This is a genomic window from Spirosoma validum (genome assembly GCF_014699035.1).
GTDB classification, from domain to species: domain Bacteria; phylum Bacteroidota; class Bacteroidia; order Cytophagales; family Spirosomataceae; genus Spirosoma; species Spirosoma validum.
Genome location: NZ_JACXAA010000008.1, coordinates 242,997 through 258,918, shown reverse-complemented (window position 1 = coordinate 258,918; position 15,922 = coordinate 242,997). Strand labels below are relative to the sequence as shown.

Sequence of the window (15,922 nt, the reverse complement as noted above, 5' to 3'; positions counted from 1 at the left end):
AGGTTTCGAAAACCGCTACGTCTTATTTACTGATTACCAGATCATATTTTGTCAAAAGCCCGGGTAAGTTATGCAGCGATAACCGGGCTTTTTTCACTTTATTATCATCCGGATCAAGCTCCAGATTGTACGAACTGGAGAAATCGACCTGCGTCAGATTGTTGTCCTCAAACCTGGCGAATTCAAGGTTACAGTCTTTAAACACACTCCCCGTCAGCTCGCATTTTACGAAATGCGCTTCTTTCAGTGAGCACTCTATAAAACGAGCCTTTTTCAGTTTCCGATTCAGAAAAACAGTGTAATCGAGTTGACATTCCTGGAAATCGACGTGAAACCCAAACGCATTGCAAAGGCCAAAATCTACATGCGCCAGTTTGCAGTTAAGAAAGCTGACGTCGTAAAGCTTCGTGTTTTTCAACTCCGCTCTCGTTAGTGTACAGTCTTCAAACCGGCAATTGATGAAGTTCGAGTCGGTGAACGCAACGCGGGATAAATCCAGCTTTCTAAACAGGCATTGTTCAAACTCCTGACCAACCCAACGATCCACTACGTTGTCAGGCTGATCAAAGACTTGCTTGTAATACTCCATTATCGTTATTTAAACGGCCACCGGCGCTTTAATGGCTGGATACGGGTTGTAATTTTCGAGGGTAAAATCGCCGTAGGTAAAATCAAAAACCGACGTTACGTTCGGATTCAGACGCATGGTTGGTAACGGACGTGGCTCGCGGGACAGTTGCGTTTTAACCTGCTCCAAGTGGTTCAGATACAGATGCGTATCACCGCCCGTCCAGATAAATTCGTGCGCCGTATAACCACATTCCTGCGCAATCATCATTGTTAACAGGGCGTAGCTGGCAATGTTGAAAGGCACGCCCAGAAATACGTCGGCACTACGTTGGTAAAGCTGGCAGGAAAGCTTCCCGTCTGCTACGTAAAACTGCATCAACAAATGGCAGGGCGGCAACGCCATACTGGGCACATCAGCCGGGTTCCAGGCCGAAATAATCATCCGGCGAGAATCCGGTGAATTTTTAAGCTGGCGTAATACGTCGCTCAGTTGATCGATCACCCGACCGTCGGGGGCGGCCCAACTGCGCCACTGCCTGCCATACACAGGACCCAGATCACCGTTCTCATCGGCCCATTCATCCCAGATACTTACACCGTTGTCCTTCAGGTATTTGATATTCGTGTCGCCTTTGATAAACCACAGTAATTCGTGAATAATCGACTTCGTATGTACTTTTTTGGTCGTCAGTAGCGGAAATCCTTCCTGTAAATCGAAACGCATCTGATAGCCAAATACACTAATGGTGCCGGTACCGGTACGATCAGTTTTGCGTGTGCCGTTCTGAAGAATGTGGCGGAGTAAGTCGTGATACTGTTGCATAAACAAAAGTCGGAAGACGCGAGGGATATGACAAACCTGAACACAAAAAATAGCCCCACTTCCGGTGAAGAAGTGAGGCATAGGTATTCATCACCCTATAAGCCGAGCCGCCGTCGCGGTTTTTGAATTCGCGACGGCGACCCAGCTTATAGATTTAACTCAAACGAAGACGTAATCTCAGCCGATGGACGTAGCTGGGCCGTTGCAGAGCAATATTTATCCATTGAAAGATCAATCGCCCGCTGTAGTTTATCCGGGTTGATCTGTCCTTTCAGAAGGTACGTAATATGAATTTTTTTGAAGGGCGCGGGCGTAGCCCCTTTTACGCGGAGACCGTCAACTTTCAGCCGAAAATCGTCGATCACCTGCTTCTGTTTCTGCAAGATCAGAATGATATCGATGGCCGTGCAACCTGCCAGACCCATCAGCAGCATTTCCATTGGGCGGGCTCCAGCGTTATGGCCACCAATGTCAGTGGCCGCATCCATATGTTGCGCTACGCCCGAGGTGCCAATGGCTTCGAAATGAAAGGCATCATCAACGCGCGCAAGTTCGATTCGCATCGTATTAAATTCCTCCGCTACGTCAACTGGTTGTGAATCAAGCATTGTGTTTTTTGCGTTTATCAGGTAAAATAATTAGTTTCACCAACTCAAAGTAAATAAATCATGTCCGAAAAATTCACTGACGACCTCTTCGATCTTAAAAACGACCGGCGGCTGAGCGTGTACCTGTATCGGGCAGGTTTCGCTGCCTGGCTGCTCTACATTGTGTCGGGCGCGCGCTTTATGGAGTCAGTACGTATATACCGAACAGATTTTGGGATATTCTCGTTCTTCCTGATGGTTATGGGCTTATCGGCATCAATGATTTACGATTACTATCATCATCCGACAGAGTTTGCCCAGAAGAAAAAGTGGCTGGCTGTCAGCTATTTAGTATTAGCCGGATTAGTTTATTTCTTCATCCTGAATAACGAACCCGTCTCGCTGGAAGGTTTTTTAGGACGGTGACGGTTTCGAATCATCACCCCTTTTCACTTATCTTCTTCCACAACTTCTTTCAGTCCTTCCAGTATCTTATCCCAACCTTCTTCCGACCGTTTATAGCGATCTTCGGCACCTTCGCCCTGGCCTACATTGTCGGTAATGGATAGAATCGTTTCGCCATTTTTATAAGACAGTTCGTCCGTGACGGTTGAAAAATTGGAATCGTCCTTATCGTCTTCGTTCGTCAGAGAATATTGCAGAAGCTTATTGGGCTCGATCTTCAGGATGATACCCTTCATTTCGATTTTCCTGATCAGAAAGACTGTTCCTGTAAACAATATCGTGCTGCCCACTTCCCAATCTGAGTAAACTTCGCAGTTGAAAAAATACTTCTTCGTTTTTTCTGGATTGGTCAATGCATTCCAAACTTCCGAAGGTTCTGCTTTGATACGGACCTGTTTTCTTACAATAAACTCTTTCATTTTATTAACCAGCTGAGTATGATACAAAGTCAAACCAATATGTTTGCTAATCATCTATAAATCGACCGTGGTTCACTAGGTCAGCTTTATTGATTAAAGCAACGAGTGTGTTCATTAGTAAGGCTTTACAAATTGCGAATGTATCTCTGCCCGCCCAGATAGCGCATTTGCCGGGCAATTTGGCGTGTCCGGCGCTGAATGTAATTTGATGGATTGCTGATTGAAAACAAGCGGGGATTCGGCAACACGGCCGCCATTCGGGCAGCTTCATTACGGGAAAGTGTTTCGGCCGAGTGGCCGTAATACCGTTGTGATGCGGCCTCCATACCAAAGGTCATAGGACCGGTTTCCGCTACGTTCAGGTAGACTTCCAGAATGCGCTTTTTGCCCCACACTAACTCAATCAGGACAGTGAAATACACTTCCAATCCCTTACGAACGTAACTGCGACCGTTCCAGAGAAACACGTTTTTGGCCACCTGCTGCGAAATCGTACTGGCTCCGCGTGGTCGTTCCCGTTTCTCATTTTCTTTGATTGCGTCCTGAATCTCATTGAAATCGAACCCCCAGTGCGTCGGGAAAGCCTGATCTTCTGACGCTACGACCGCTAGTGCAGCCTCTTTACTGATAACATCATACGACCGCCATTTTTTATAAACATGGCTACTTTCGTTTGTTCCAATCGTGTCGATCCAGCGCGAAACAACCAAGGGTGTCACCCAGACCGGTACGTATTTCAAGACAATAACGTATCCAATCGACCCAAAGAAAAGCCATAAAAACGCCTTCAGACAAATCCGATAGACACGTTCCAGCATGGGCCGCTCGCGCATGAACCGGCGCGTCCGATCCCAGGCTGATGATCCAGCGTACTTTTGCGCTCCCGTTCCGCGCGACGACCGGGACTGCCCGGCGGTACGTTCGGTTTTCGAGTCCCGCGGTGTCGATGCGTTAGAGGCCTTTGGACGGGGTTGCTGAGACATATTGCGAAACGTATTGCCAGGGCGTTGCGAACTCATAAAAGCAGAAGTATTCCGCGAAAATAAGCGTAAAGCGGCAGGAAAACCGCTTACAAATTCTGATTTAAGCAATGAAGGTTGTAACGTACAGATTTCCACCACACAGGCGTCTTTGCATTGCAGCGAACTATTTACGGTACTACTCTTCTACAAACAACGTAGCGGCCACCCGATCGGCGAAAAGTTTACCCGCTTGCGATAACCATAATTGATCGCCATCGTTTATGAGCCAACCCGATGCGTACATCGCTTTGAGATCTTGCTCCTGCGCCTGCGCAAAGTCTTTTCCAAGCAGCGTATTCAATTCAGCAAGTGAACAGCCCCATTGGGTACGTAACCCCGTTAGCAGGTATTCGTTTACCTGATCGGCGGTCGTCAGTTCTTCTACCGTAGCAGGTAATTTCCCTTGTTGAATATCAGCGATATAACGAGCATTGTTCGCAATATTGTATTGTCGCGAATGGCCATTATACGAGTGCGCACTTGGACCGATCCCGAGATAGGCACGGCGTTGCCAATAGGCCGTGTTGTGCCGGGCGTAATGCGCTGGTCGGGCAAAATTCGAGATTTCGTAATGCTCATAACCTGCCTCGGTCAGCGCTTTCGTCAGTTCTTCAAATTGCTCGGCTGCCAGGGCTTCATCGGCGGGCGGAAATTTGCCTTTTTTCTGCCACCGTCCGAAAGCTGTGTCGGGTTCGATCGTAAGAGCATAGGCAGAGATGTGTGGTACGTTGAGCGAGAGAACGTTCTGTAAATCTGCCTGCCAACGTAGCGAGTCGCGGTTGGGAATGCCATAAATCAAATCCACGCTCATATTCTCCAAACCAGCTTCTCGAGCCAGCCCAACGCAGGCTTCGGCTTCGGTAGCCGTGTGGGCGCGGTTCATCCAACGTAATGTAGCCTCATCGAACGTTTGGATGCCAATACTCAGGCGGTTAACGTAGCGACGTAGCATTTGGAGCTTTTCGGCCGACAGATCGTCAGGATTGGCTTCGAGGGTAATTTCGGCTGTAGATGAAACCGTAAACTGGGCGTGAATCGTCGCAAGCAATTGCTCTAATTCGCTCTCAGTCAGCAATGAAGGTGTTCCTCCCCCAAAATAAATGGTTTCTAATGGCTGATTAGGCAGGTAATTTTTTTGTAGGCCTATTTCGGTGCAGAGTGCATCGACTAAAGCCGATTTCTGGCTGAGACTCGTGCTAAAATGAAAGTCGCAGTAGTGACAGGCCTGCTTGCAGAACGGTATGTGCAGATAAAGGTGCATCTACACTTATGACAACAAAGCCAAACGATGGGTTCCTGACTACAATTTCTTCTAAAAAGTAGTAGTAGTCCATATTCCGAAGTGCAGATTCAGAATGAGCCTTTGACACCAACGATTACAGGTATCTATTTAGAGATTCAGGATGAGATTGCTTCGGAACGACGTCCGTGAGTAGCTCAGGTAATGGCGTCAAGAGAGTCTCCTGGGCGAGGTTAGTGCCAGAATGTAACGTACTTCCAGCTAGCGAAAGTAGGGAAATAAGGACTGACCTAAGGGATAATGAAGATCAATCGGGGCACTTCTTGCAGCGCTTCCCCTTTTTGTACTTCTTACAGCACTTTTTCAGGACACACTCGTGTCCCATAAACGCGTTGGACTGGACAATTTGCTTAGAATCGTCCAGTAAAGCAGTATATTCAGATGTGATGAACTCGGCTGTCATTAATTTCCTGTACTTTACGCAGCAAAGGTACGCTTGTTTAGATTGATTACAAATTAAAATAGATGAAAAAATTCTTACTGCTTGTCGGCCTACTCATCACTGTTTGTGCCGGTTTGGCTTTTGGGCATGAATTCTGGCTGCAGCCAAGCCGTTTTTTTGCCAGCGTTGGTGAAAAAATCAATCTACAGGTATTAGTTGGTGAAGGTTTTGTGGGCGAGCGTTCGGAGGGAAAAAAGAACCGTATCAGTCAATATCGCCACCACACGGCTCGTGGTATGACAGACCTCACGCCTACGATAACGGCCGACACATACGGCGACGTAGCGGTGTCACTAACACCCCCCGGCACGCACTTATTCAGTTTCGCCAATACCCCAAAGTTTTTGGCGATGAAGGCTGACAGCTTCCTGCTGTATCTGGAAGAAGATGGTCTCGACAACGTAATAGCGGCTCGTAAGCAGCAGGGCGAAACGGACAAGCCTAGCCGCGAACTTTATGAGCGGTGTGTGAAAACGCTGGTGCAGGTCGGCACGCCGATTACCGACAATACGTTTGTTAAAAACACGGGTATGACGCTCGAAATTATTCCAACCCAAAATCCATATAATCAGCATCCCGGACAGATAGCAGAATTCCGCATTCTATTCGAAGATAAACCCTTGTCGGGTGCTTTGGTACGTTACTGGAACCGGGATGCCGCGAATCGACTGAATGAAGAAAAGCATCACTCCAACGTACAGGGTCTTATTCAGTTTCGACTTCGGGCAGGCAGTAACATGGTCAGTCTAGTCCATATGATCCCGGAGAAAGATACCAACGCGGCCGATTGGCATAGCTACTGGGGCAGCCTGACCTTCGGCTGTCGATAAGGTTCCTGTTTAAAACGACGAATGCTATAACTGGAGCTATGGCATTCGTCTCATTTCCTTAAAACTTCTACATAAGTACGCTACGGATTGATTTCACCCGTCAGATACAACTGCACCTGACCTGAAATATCGACCCGGGCAGGCTTTGTGCCATCGTCGTTAAGTTTACATCGGAGATACCCGCCCCGTTTCGATAGTTGCTTGGCTGTCAGCTCGTTCTTGCCCAGTTTCTCGGCCCAATACGGCACCAGCGTCGTGTGCGCCGATCCCGTAACCGGGTCTTCGTCAATGCCTGCCTGCGGCCCAAAGAATCTGGATACAAAGTCAACGCCCGATTCAGTATCACCAGGTGCCGTTACGATTACTCCCCGAGCGGGAACCGTATTCATTTCCCGAAAATCAGGGGTTAGCGCTTCGATCTGCGCCTGATTTTCATAAACCAGCATGTAGTCGGTTTTGCCCTTGAATATGGCTATAGGTTTCTCCCGTACACTGGTAAGTAGAGCGGGAGGTTGTAAATTAGGCTTTTGCACAACGTCAGCGGGGAAGTCGAGTGTTAGCCAACCGTTATCATCCCGACAGACCTTCAACTGGCCACTACGGGAGTCGAAAAAAATCTGATCGACCGACGTATCATCGGCAACTTTATCTTCCAGAAAAAACACGACGTAGGCAGTTGCCAACGTAGCATGGCCACACAGATCCACCTCCATAGTGGGCGTAAACCAGCGAATGTGATAATTGGCGTCACCGTCGGTTTTGACGTAAAAAGCCGTTTCAGCAAGGTTGTTTTCAGATGCGATCAGCTGCATTTGTTCGTCCGGCAACCATTCTGTTAACGGAATAACAGCCGCCGGATTTCCAGCAAACAGCCGATCCGTAAACGCATCGAGTTGATAAATACGCATGGTTAATAAAACGTGCAACGCACAATTATGAGGTTAGGAATAGTATTCTTTCAACTGTATACTGTCGAACGTAGCCAGCGAAAACTCCGTTAACGCCGGCAATTTAATAGTGGCAATGGAAAATTTAGAGTCGTCGTATTCAAAAGCACCCGGAACGGCTATGGTTCGCATACCAGCGGCATAAGCCGATTTCAGACCGTTGCCCGAATCCTCAAACGCCAGACAATCGGCAGGCTGCACGTTCAGTTTACGGGCCGTCCCTAAATAAACATCCGGTGCTGGCTTATTACGTGCCTCCAAGGTAGCCGAATGCCAGAGTGTCAGCGCATCACGAATGCCTAGTCGTGTTACAACTACCTCGATCAAACTCATCGGCGAGGCCGACGCAATGGCGGTTGGAATCCCCCGATTCACAAAAAAGTTTAAAGTCGATAACGCACCCGGCATGGGCTCGGCAAGGTTCGCAATTCGCTCGTGAACGCCTTCCGTAATGGCGTCGGCAAGATCTTCATGGGTGCGACCTGCTGCGGCCTCCGGGGTCCAGGGCTCCCGGACAAACCAGTAGCGCACTACGTCCAGAATGGGCAAACCTGTTGTTAATTTACATTGGTCATCGGTCAGATAAAGGCCAACGGTGGCAAATACGTCTCGTTCCATTGCCCGCCAGTGAGGTTCAGAGTCCACCAGCAGCCCATCCATATCAAAAATTGCAGCGTGTATCAAAGGTATCTTTAGTCAATAAGTATAAGTAGCCGTCTACCCGAATCAGCGTTGTGATTACTCAGCGAATTCACCAACCAGCTTGTTTCAGACATCCGCCTGACGAAACGGTTTTACATCAACCCTATCCCAAACGCCCTGGACAATATAAGGATCAGCCTGTAGATAAGCGGCTAACTGCTCCTCTGTTTCCAGATCGAGCAAAAGCATCGAGCCGATCATGTTGCCATCTGGGTCCAGTAAGGCCCCGCCCAGTATGAATTGACCAATACTTTTTAACTGACGAACATAGTCGAGGTGGGCAGACCGTACACGCATACGCCGGTCAAGCGCGTCGGCATCCGTGTGGTCATAGGCATGAATAACGTAGCGCATGCAACTGTCTGAATTTTGTTTGGCAAGATACCACCTTTCAGGAACATAACCCTATCAAACAAACAGGCATATTTACCGGGCTTAATTCACGATTTCCAGTACGTAGCGTTTTTTGTTAGGGTAACAAATCCGTTACGTCAGCCTATCCGTATATCTTGGTTGGTCTTGCAAACTTTACTACTATGAAACGTATCTGTGCACTAACGGTGTGGCTAAGCCTGTTGTTATCGCCAGTGCTGGCTCAAAATGCTGCTAGCCTTACCCAAGCCATTCGCTACATTAAACTGGCCAATACGTTACGCGAAGTCGATAAATCACAGGAATCGATTAATCTGTTGCAGCGGGCCATGCCTGCCGTTCAGAACAAAAACCTGTATTGGGAAGCTGTCACGAATGAACTACTGGGGCTTTCTTACAAAGATCTTCGCGATTCGACCACAGCCCTGCGTTATCTGGAACAAGCCCGAACGCAGTACACGAAGCTCAAATACGTAGCCAGTGGCTGGGCCGTCAATGAAATCATCCGCGATATTTCCAGTAAGAATGTTTACGCAGGCATTCAGATCGGTACAGCTGGTGTAAAAGTGGCTATTTTCAAAACCAGCTATGAAACCGACTTTTACGAAAAAGACATCAAAACCGTCTTTGATATCCCCAATAGTGGCCTTCTTGCCGACGCATCGAAATCGGCTAAAGGTGGGCAGGATGCGCTACGAATCGGCTTAGACTCCATTAAGCGGTATAACATTCCGGCTGAACGAACATTCATCGTTTTCAGTAGTGATCTAGACAAAGAACTAGCCAGAACTCCCCAGAATCGGCAGGCGTTCTACGAACAGTTGACGCGGGTATTGCCCAGTACCAACCTGAAAATCGATGCGACACTCAACTCTACCCGGGAGGCTCAGCTTTTTACCATCGGGGCTATTCCCCGTAAAGTCTGGCCCACTACGTCGTCGCTGAATCTGGGGAACAATAGCACAACAGGCGGTTATTTTGATCAGGATGCCAGCCGTCGGAATTTCACCCATGCCGATAAATCGTTTCACGAACTCACAATACCCATTGGCCTTACCACATTGGTCGAACGTATCGAAGCTAAACGATCCCTGAATACCGACGCGTTTAAACGGGAAGCTCAGCGAGTTGTTAAAGCGATTGCCGACTCGACTTTGGCACCTCGCTTAAGAGATCCAGGACTAAAGCAACGTCGAACGATTGGTGTTGGTGGCGATATTGCTCAGGCATTAGTAAGCTATCTGTACCCAGAGAAAGCGGGCGTTACGGCGGTACCAATTCTGGAAGCTGATGTAGAGCGGTTTAAGCAACTGGCGCTTAATGACTACAAAGCCTTGACCCAGCCCGACCTGAGATCAATTGCGAATGCAGAAACACGGAAGCAGGCTGAGAAGGATGTGAGTACGGTTCAGAGTCAGCTCTCGGAAAAGCAACTCATTGCGGGAGCTCTGTGGCTCGACGCGGTCATGAGCGCTTACAATGCCGGTTCAAGCCCAAAACGGTTCGTCTTTATTCGAAATGCCAATATCGGCTGGGTGACGGGTAAATTCCTGGAGACGATCAATTACGAGTACGAATCGACGATTGCCAAGGGAGCGATGTACACTCGATAACAGCGTGTTACGAGCTACTACAGGTTACTAAGAATTGAGGCAGTGTACAAGGGTTCTGGGGCTCGCTAATAAAACAATCCCCAGTCGTCTGGAGCGTCATTGTCTTTATCGAATCCATTTACCCACTCCACGAAGAGTAGCCTGAACTGTTCGATTTCGTCGCGTAATACGTTCAGATAAGCGGGCGTAGCCAATTTTTCGGCTTTACAATACGACGTTTGGGCTAAAAGCTCGCGGGCGTGCATTTTGATAATGACCGCATTTTCCATCCGTAGCGTATAGAGATCTCCTCCTTCTGCACCAACAATTTTCGGCGCCAGCATCATGGCATTAGCCAGCATCTGCTCGTGCATCATCAGCACGTCGTCTTCTTTATTGATGGTCTCGACAATGGCCTGCGTCAGTTCCATGAGCTCATTTGCTTTCCGCAGAATGGGCAGGTTCTTGATACGCCGGTTTTCAGCCTCCATCTCAGCACGCGCTTCTTCAGGATCATAGTCCTCATCGAAACCGTCCCAGTCCATAAAGCTGTCGTCGTCGTCTTCGTCGTCAAAGTTCATTGCAGAATGGGCAGAGGGGTTGACTATCTTCTGGTTGCCAAAGTAACACAAACGATTCTCAAAAACAAACCATTTTGGCCGAAAAATAGCCATTCTGCGGTATAATTGGTCCAAAGCGTATGCCGCTCTATCTCAATCGGACTCCGATTAATCGTTCTTCTATAAATCCATCAGGCTTCGCGAAGCGTTAATGATAACTGATAGGTTTCCATTATATACTATGCTTGAATTTAGCCAAAAGAACGTAACGAGTTTAGTCACATCTCTCTTAGTCTATTTATGCAACCTTCAGGCGATCGCTCAGATTGATGTTACGTATCCAGTCAACCGGATGGTCATCCAGCGCTCGAATGCCAACACAGCAACCGTGCAGATCGCGGGCAGCTACGCGCAACCGCTCGATGTGGTTGAAGCGCGCGTGGTAGCTCGCGCAACTGGACAGGGCGTTTCCACGGACTGGGCAATTCTTCAGGAAAAACCCATAAAGGGTCAGTTTAACGGTAACCTCAGCGTTCGGGGCGGCTGGTATCGGGTGGAGGTTCGTGGTCTACGTAATGGAAAGGTGGTAGTCACAGACTCCGTCGATCGGTTTGGCGTCGGTGAAGTGTTTGCGATTGTTGGTCATTCGAACGCGCAGGGTTCCGGCTGCACGGTTAACGGCGTCAATCTCTGCCCTTCGATGCCCGGTGCGACCGACGATCGGGTGACGGTCGTTGCCCTTGACCAGACCAGTCCCGACTTTCAGCAGTATCTGAACACAGCCGACACACGCTATTTGCCCGGTTTGGTATTCAGTCAGTTGCAGACGTTTAACGGGATGGCTCCCTTCGCTAAAATGGCGTGGTTCTGGGGACATATGGGCGACGTACTGGTGCAACGTATTAACGTACCGGTGCTGATCTACAATGCCGGTTTTGGCGGCACCAACATGGAACACAACTACAAAGCCGCTTACGACATTCCGTTCACGCACAGTTTTGTTCGGTATGAACAGCGAATGCCGTATGTCAACCTGCGTAATCTGATGAATCTGTACGTACCGTCGACCGGCATCCGGGCCATACTATTGAACCACGGCGAAAATGATCGGGAAAACCCAGCCGACCTGATCCTAAAACACCATTACGGGGTTATCGACAAAGCTCGTCAGGAGTTTAACAAACCTGATCTGGCGTGGATCATTGCGCTTTCTTCATTTACTGGGAAACCTTTCGAGAACGTTCGCTTGGCTCAGTTGCAAACCATCAACCGGCCAGGTTATCAGACCTTTCTCGGCCCCGACCTTGACAGCATCTCGTCTGTGGCCGACCGACCCGATGGGGCTCATTACTCACCGTTAGGGCAGGCTAAGGCGGGCGAACGCTGGGCCAATGCGATTACCGACGATATATTGAAGAAAATTACGCCCTACGAAGCGCAACAGCAGCCGCTGGTACGTATTGACTGCGCAACGAATCGCCAGCTCCAACTCCTGCCCCCTACCGGCTCTGACTATAGCTGGAATACGGGTAATACGTCTCAAAGCCTACTAGTCGGCACTGGAACGTATTCAACCCGGGTTCGTTCAGTTCGCCAGGAAACGCTATTTCCACCAGCCGTTACGATTGTGAACAAGGCGCATTCCCTCGTTTGGGATACTGACGCAAATTCTTCTCCAATTTCGTTACCCGAAACCTGTACGTTTTACGTGCAAAATGAGGTATATAATTGTTTACCAGCCATCCTGCCATCTAACTAAAACCGGTTAGCAGCGTTTAACAAAGTACTACAGCCGTTAAAAACAACACCAACCTGTAGTATTTTTAGAGAAAACCAGCTAACAAGTCGAACCAAATAGGGGTAACCTGTATATTTGTCCGCTTTACTACCTGGAGCGAAAACTTCTGGATTAGATACTCCTGAAGGGAATACGCTCGATTTTACCCACTGTATAGAATGACGTATTGTTTAGGAATTAAGGTCGCATCAGGTTTAGTGGCCATTGCCGACCGGCGATTGACCTCGGGCACTGAAGTTTCATCGAATCGCAAGATTTCGGTTCATGAAGTCGAAAACCACTCGTTATTTATCATGACTTCGGGGCTGCGTTCCGTGCGCGACAAGGCCATTACCTATTTTAAAGAAGTTCTTTCGGAGCGTGACCGATCCTTTAATAAACTGTATAAAGCGGTCAACGCTTTTGGGGAGCAAGTGAAGCGCGTAGCGCAGGAAGACAAAGCATCGATTATTGCCAGCGGATTAAATTTCAATTTAAATGCCATTGTGGGCGGTCAATTGGAAGACGATGAGGAGCACAAACTTTTCATGCTCTATCCAGAAGGTAACTGGGTAGAAGTTGACCAGGGCTCTCCCTTTAAGATTATTGGCAATTCCGGCTATGGCAAGCCCTTATTATTTAGAAACTTATCCTACGAAACCTCTCTACCCGACGCCCTGAAAATTGGCTTTCTGGCCTTCGATGCTACCCGGGTAAGCGCCAACGACGTCGATTATCCACTGGATGTCGTTATTTATCCAAAGGATAGTTTTCACATGACCGAATACCGGCTTGAGAAAGAAGATATGGACGAGGTTTCGCACCAATGGAGTGCCCTTCTCAGTAATTCGGTCCGAAAATTGCCATCATACTGGATGGACCCTATTTTCGAGAAAGTCCGCTCCGTTAAGTTATAAAATGGTGAGTGATGAATAAGTTGAGCATCCTGCCTGTATCATTCATCACTTATCATTCATCACCCATCATTCCCAATGCATCTCCACGTTCGGCACGAATCTGACTATACGTACGATATTCCTGTCGCACTTGGCCCGCAAACGCTTTACCTGTATCCACGAACGTATCCGTATCAACGACTACTGGACTATGAGCTGGTAATTGACCCGAAACCCGCTCGAATCGTTCGGAATATTGACGTTGAAAGCAATGTTCAGCAGGTGGTCTATTTTAACCACCCGACCGATCATTTGAGCGTTACGGTCGATATGCACGTTCAGTCGGAAGAATTTAATTCATTCGACTTTGTCCTGTTTCCGTTTGACACGCAGCGGGTCCCGTTTCACTACTCGAGAGCTGAACAGGACTTACTCCAGCCTTATTTAGAGCGTGTTGGCGTATCCGAACACGTTGAAGACTGGGCCCGTCAGATAGCGGCTAACTCCAATGGGCAAACCACCGCTTTTCTGATCAATCTAAACCTGGCGATTCGTCAATTCACGTACGAGATACGTGAGGTAGGCGCTCCCTTCCCGCCTGAACAGACGCTAACCATGCGTAAAGGGTCCTGCCGGGATTATACTACGCTGTTTATGGCCGCCTGCCGAAGTTTGGGGATCGCGGCCCGTTTCGTGAGTGGCTATCTGTTCGGTAATCCGCAGCAGGAACACCAGCTCCACGCCTGGGTTGAGGTATACCTGCCCGGTGCGGGCTGGCGAGGCTTCGATCCGACCGAAGGGTCACTGGTCGTCAATCGACACATTTTTCTGACATCAACTGCTAAACCTGAACTGGCAGCCCCCATAAGCGGTACGTTTATCGGACGGGCCACTTCCGTACTTCGATCGGAGTTGACCTTTGTATGATCTAAGCAGCATAGAGCGATGAGCAGGGGCATTACGAAGGTCTTGTTTTTATATGTCTCCTGTCCTTTGCCCCTTGCCCCCATCTCGCTATCTTTGTGGACCTTAAAGAATACTTACCTGACCCATTACAGTGGCATTAATTAAGTCTATTTCCGGGATTAGAGGAACGATTGGCGGGCGCAGCGGAGACGGACTGACGCCTTTGGACGTAGTGAAGTTTACAGCCGCGTTCGGGCAGTGGTTGCGGCAGCGCAATCCTGATCGAAAAACGGTGGTCATTGGCCGCGATGGACGAATATCGGGCGAGATGGTATCAAAACTAGTAGCTGCTACGTTGCAGGGCCTCGGTCTGGATGTTCTCGATCTACGCTTGTCGACAACCCCAACCGTTGAACTGGCTGTGCCGGGCGAGGGCGCATCAGGTGGTATTATCCTGACGGCCAGCCATAATCCTATTCAATGGAATGCGCTAAAACTCCTTAATGAAAATGGTGAATTCATTTCTGGGGACGATGGTGCAGAGGTGCTGGCCATTGCCGAAGCCGAATCATTTGATTTTGCTGAAGTTCGTAAACTAGGTCAATACCGTGCCGATACCAGTTGGCTACAAAAACACATCGACCAGATTCTGGCCTTGCCTTTGGTTGATCGCGATGCCATTGCTGCCCGAAATTTTCGTTTAGTTGTCGATGCCGTTAACTCAACCGGTGGGCTGGCCGTGCCGATGCTGCTGGAAGCCTTGGGCGTTGAACAGATTACCAAACTTCACTGTGAGCCAACAGGCCACTTTGCGCATAATCCCGAGCCACTACCGGAAAATCTGCGTGATATCATCAAGGAGATGACTAAAGGCAATGCCGATCTGGGTATTGTTGTCGATCCCGATGTGGACCGGCTGGCGCTGATTTGCGAAGACGGCACTCCGTTTGGCGAAGAATATACGCTGGTTTCCGTCGCTGATTATGTACTAAAAAATAGAGCGGCAGCCGGCGAACCAGCCGGTAATACGGTGTCGAACATGTCGAGTACCGTAGCCCTGCGCGACGTAACCCGAAAATACGGCGGTCAACATTTTGCTTCAGCCGTCGGGGAAGTGAACGTAGTGGAAATGATGAAAGAACAGAACGCCGTTATCGGTGGAGAGGGCAACGGAGGCATCATCTATCCTGATCTGCACCACGGACGTGACGCGCTGGTCGGCATTGCCCTGTTTCTGAGCCATTTGGCCAAATTCGGCAAATCGGCTTCCATGCTACGTCGGACCTACCCGAACTACTACATTTCCAAAAATAAGATTGAGCTAACACCCGATATCAACGTCGATGCTGTACTGGACCGGATTCAGGCTAAGTATGCGCGCAATCCGATCAATACGATTGATGGCGTTAAGATTGAATTTGATAAGGAGTGGGTTCATCTGCGCAAGTCAAATACCGAGCCGATCATTCGCATCTATTCCGAATCCGATACGTTGGCAACCGCAGATCATCTCGCCGGAAAAATCATTAACGACATTCGGGAAGTAATCGCCGAAAAGCGGTACCCCAATAGTTTATCGTAATCATTCTCGTTTCATTATCAGGCCGCTACAACATAGTGGCCTTTTTTTGTGTCCTGAAATTCAGCACTATGTGCCTATCAATGACCCCTATCCTGTGGAATAAAATCCTCAGAGACTTCCTTTAAATTAG

General features: G+C 48.7%; 17 protein-coding genes. 7 read left to right on the top strand and 10 right to left on the bottom strand.

The genetic code is table 11. The features are described from left to right. Positions 1 to 22: 22 nt before the first annotated feature. From IC230_RS21450 to IC230_RS21440, 3 genes are all read right to left on the bottom strand, one after another. The gene (locus IC230_RS21450) at positions 23 to 589 is read right to left on the bottom strand and encodes a pentapeptide repeat-containing protein (RefSeq protein WP_191041098.1); all 567 of its coding nucleotides are present in this window, start codon (positions 587 to 589) and stop codon (positions 23 to 25) included. A gap of 9 nt (positions 590 to 598) precedes the next feature. Continuing rightward, on the bottom strand, positions 599 to 1,393 hold the full coding sequence (locus IC230_RS21445; protein ID WP_191041097.1) for a thymidylate synthase: 795 nt from the start codon (positions 1,391 to 1,393) through the stop codon (positions 599 to 601). A 146-nt stretch (positions 1,394 to 1,539) separates the two neighbouring features. Beyond that, positions 1,540 to 2,001, bottom strand: a complete 462-nt coding sequence (locus tag IC230_RS21440) for an OsmC family protein (protein ID WP_191041096.1) — start codon at positions 1,999 to 2,001, stop codon at positions 1,540 to 1,542. Positions 2,002 to 2,061: 60 nt separating this feature from the next. Between IC230_RS21440 and IC230_RS21435 the strand changes: the two genes are divergently transcribed. Continuing rightward, a complete protein-coding gene (locus IC230_RS21435; RefSeq protein WP_191041095.1) occupies positions 2,062 to 2,406 on the top strand; it encodes a hypothetical protein in 345 nt (114 codons plus the stop codon). Positions 2,407 to 2,429: 23 nt separating this feature from the next. Here the strand turns inward: IC230_RS21435 and IC230_RS21430 are convergent, their stop codons facing one another. The 3 genes from IC230_RS21430 to hemW all read right to left on the bottom strand — a co-directional run bounded on the left by IC230_RS21430 (position 2,430) and on the right by hemW (position 5,147). Next, positions 2,430 to 2,864: an SRPBCC family protein gene (locus IC230_RS21430; protein WP_191041094.1), complete on the bottom strand. Its 435-nt coding sequence runs from the start codon at positions 2,862 to 2,864 to the stop codon at positions 2,430 to 2,432. A 125-nt stretch (positions 2,865 to 2,989) separates the two neighbouring features. Beyond that, positions 2,990 to 3,883, bottom strand: coding sequence for a monofunctional biosynthetic peptidoglycan transglycosylase (mtgA, locus tag IC230_RS21425; RefSeq protein ID WP_191041093.1), 894 nt, complete (start codon positions 3,881 to 3,883; stop codon positions 2,990 to 2,992). Between the two features lie 139 nt (positions 3,884 to 4,022). Continuing rightward, positions 4,023 to 5,147, bottom strand: coding sequence for a radical SAM family heme chaperone HemW (gene hemW, locus IC230_RS21420; protein WP_191041092.1), 1,125 nt, complete (start codon positions 5,145 to 5,147; stop codon positions 4,023 to 4,025). Between the two features lie 504 nt (positions 5,148 to 5,651). Here hemW and IC230_RS21415 point away from each other — a divergent pair. Next, the gene (locus IC230_RS21415; RefSeq protein ID WP_191041091.1) at positions 5,652 to 6,458 is read left to right on the top strand and encodes a DUF4198 domain-containing protein; all 807 of its coding nucleotides are present in this window, start codon (positions 5,652 to 5,654) and stop codon (positions 6,456 to 6,458) included. Between the two features lie 80 nt (positions 6,459 to 6,538). On the opposite strand, the gene IC230_RS21410 is transcribed toward IC230_RS21415, so the two are convergent. The 3 genes from IC230_RS21410 to IC230_RS21400 form a co-directional block, all read right to left on the bottom strand. Then, positions 6,539 to 7,366, bottom strand: coding sequence for a PhzF family phenazine biosynthesis protein (locus tag IC230_RS21410; protein WP_191041090.1), 828 nt, complete (start codon positions 7,364 to 7,366; stop codon positions 6,539 to 6,541). 33 nt (positions 7,367 to 7,399) lie between these two features. Next, entirely contained in the window at positions 7,400 to 8,089 is a 690-nt protein-coding gene (gene hxpB / locus IC230_RS21405) for a hexitol phosphatase HxpB (RefSeq protein ID WP_191041089.1), read from the bottom strand. An 84-nt stretch (positions 8,090 to 8,173) separates the two neighbouring features. Then, positions 8,174 to 8,461 (bottom strand): YciI family protein, encoded by a 288-nt coding sequence (locus IC230_RS21400; RefSeq protein WP_191041088.1) that lies wholly within the window; start codon positions 8,459 to 8,461, stop codon positions 8,174 to 8,176. A 182-nt stretch (positions 8,462 to 8,643) separates the two neighbouring features. Here IC230_RS21400 and IC230_RS21395 point away from each other — a divergent pair, with 182 nt between their 5' ends. Then, on the top strand, positions 8,644 to 10,092 hold the full coding sequence (locus tag IC230_RS21395; RefSeq protein ID WP_191041087.1) for a tetratricopeptide repeat protein: 1,449 nt from the start codon (positions 8,644 to 8,646) through the stop codon (positions 10,090 to 10,092). A 65-nt stretch (positions 10,093 to 10,157) separates the two neighbouring features. On the opposite strand, the gene IC230_RS21390 is transcribed toward IC230_RS21395, so the two are convergent. After that, positions 10,158 to 10,652, bottom strand: a complete 495-nt coding sequence (locus tag IC230_RS21390; RefSeq protein WP_077920058.1) for a hypothetical protein — start codon at positions 10,650 to 10,652, stop codon at positions 10,158 to 10,160. A 220-nt stretch (positions 10,653 to 10,872) separates the two neighbouring features. Here IC230_RS21390 and IC230_RS21385 point away from each other — a divergent pair, with 220 nt between their 5' ends. The 4 genes from IC230_RS21385 (at position 10,873) to glmM (ending at position 15,792) form a co-directional block, all read left to right on the top strand. Continuing rightward, positions 10,873 to 12,390: a sialate O-acetylesterase gene (locus tag IC230_RS21385; protein WP_191041086.1), complete on the top strand. Its 1,518-nt coding sequence runs from the start codon at positions 10,873 to 10,875 to the stop codon at positions 12,388 to 12,390. A gap of 197 nt (positions 12,391 to 12,587) precedes the next feature. Then, positions 12,588 to 13,325: a peptidase gene (locus tag IC230_RS21380; RefSeq protein ID WP_191041085.1), complete on the top strand. Its 738-nt coding sequence runs from the start codon at positions 12,588 to 12,590 to the stop codon at positions 13,323 to 13,325. Positions 13,326 to 13,400: 75 nt separating this feature from the next. Continuing rightward, positions 13,401 to 14,231, top strand: coding sequence for a transglutaminase family protein (locus IC230_RS21375; protein ID WP_191041084.1), 831 nt, complete (start codon positions 13,401 to 13,403; stop codon positions 14,229 to 14,231). Between the two features lie 130 nt (positions 14,232 to 14,361). Beyond that, the gene (glmM, locus tag IC230_RS21370) at positions 14,362 to 15,792 is read left to right on the top strand and encodes a phosphoglucosamine mutase (RefSeq protein ID WP_191041083.1); all 1,431 of its coding nucleotides are present in this window, start codon (positions 14,362 to 14,364) and stop codon (positions 15,790 to 15,792) included. The last annotated feature ends 130 nt before the right edge of the window (positions 15,793 to 15,922 follow it).

What these genes read in the sequence shown, in the direction of transcription:
- IC230_RS21450 (WP_191041098.1), bottom strand. Translation starts at nt 589, where the DNA reads ATGGAGTATTACAAGCAAGTCTTTGATCAGCCTGACAACGTAGTGGAT.
- IC230_RS21445 (WP_191041097.1), bottom strand. Translation starts at nt 1,393, where the DNA reads ATGCAACAGTATCACGACTTACTCCGCCACATTCTTCAGAACGGCACA.
- IC230_RS21440 (WP_191041096.1), bottom strand. Translation starts at nt 2,001, where the DNA reads ATGCTTGATTCACAACCAGTTGACGTAGCGGAGGAATTTAATACGATG.
- IC230_RS21435 (WP_191041095.1), top strand. Translation starts at nt 2,062, where the DNA reads ATGTCCGAAAAATTCACTGACGACCTCTTCGATCTTAAAAACGACCGG.
- IC230_RS21430 (WP_191041094.1), bottom strand. Translation starts at nt 2,864, where the DNA reads ATGAAAGAGTTTATTGTAAGAAAACAGGTCCGTATCAAAGCAGAACCT.
- mtgA (WP_191041093.1), bottom strand. Translation starts at nt 3,883, where the DNA reads ATGAGTTCGCAACGCCCTGGCAATACGTTTCGCAATATGTCTCAGCAA.
- hemW (WP_191041092.1), bottom strand. Translation starts at nt 5,147, where the DNA reads ATGCACCTTTATCTGCACATACCGTTCTGCAAGCAGGCCTGTCACTAC.
- IC230_RS21415 (WP_191041091.1), top strand. Translation starts at nt 5,652, where the DNA reads ATGAAAAAATTCTTACTGCTTGTCGGCCTACTCATCACTGTTTGTGCC.
- IC230_RS21410 (WP_191041090.1), bottom strand. Translation starts at nt 7,366, where the DNA reads ATGCGTATTTATCAACTCGATGCGTTTACGGATCGGCTGTTTGCTGGA.
- IC230_RS21400 (WP_191041088.1), bottom strand. Translation starts at nt 8,461, where the DNA reads ATGCGCTACGTTATTCATGCCTATGACCACACGGATGCCGACGCGCTT.
- IC230_RS21395 (WP_191041087.1), top strand. Translation starts at nt 8,644, where the DNA reads ATGAAACGTATCTGTGCACTAACGGTGTGGCTAAGCCTGTTGTTATCG.
- IC230_RS21390 (WP_077920058.1), bottom strand. Translation starts at nt 10,652, where the DNA reads ATGAACTTTGACGACGAAGACGACGACGACAGCTTTATGGACTGGGAC.
- IC230_RS21385 (WP_191041086.1), top strand. Translation starts at nt 10,873, where the DNA reads ATGCTTGAATTTAGCCAAAAGAACGTAACGAGTTTAGTCACATCTCTC.
- IC230_RS21380 (WP_191041085.1), top strand. Translation starts at nt 12,588, where the DNA reads ATGACGTATTGTTTAGGAATTAAGGTCGCATCAGGTTTAGTGGCCATT.
- IC230_RS21375 (WP_191041084.1), top strand. Translation starts at nt 13,401, where the DNA reads ATGCATCTCCACGTTCGGCACGAATCTGACTATACGTACGATATTCCT.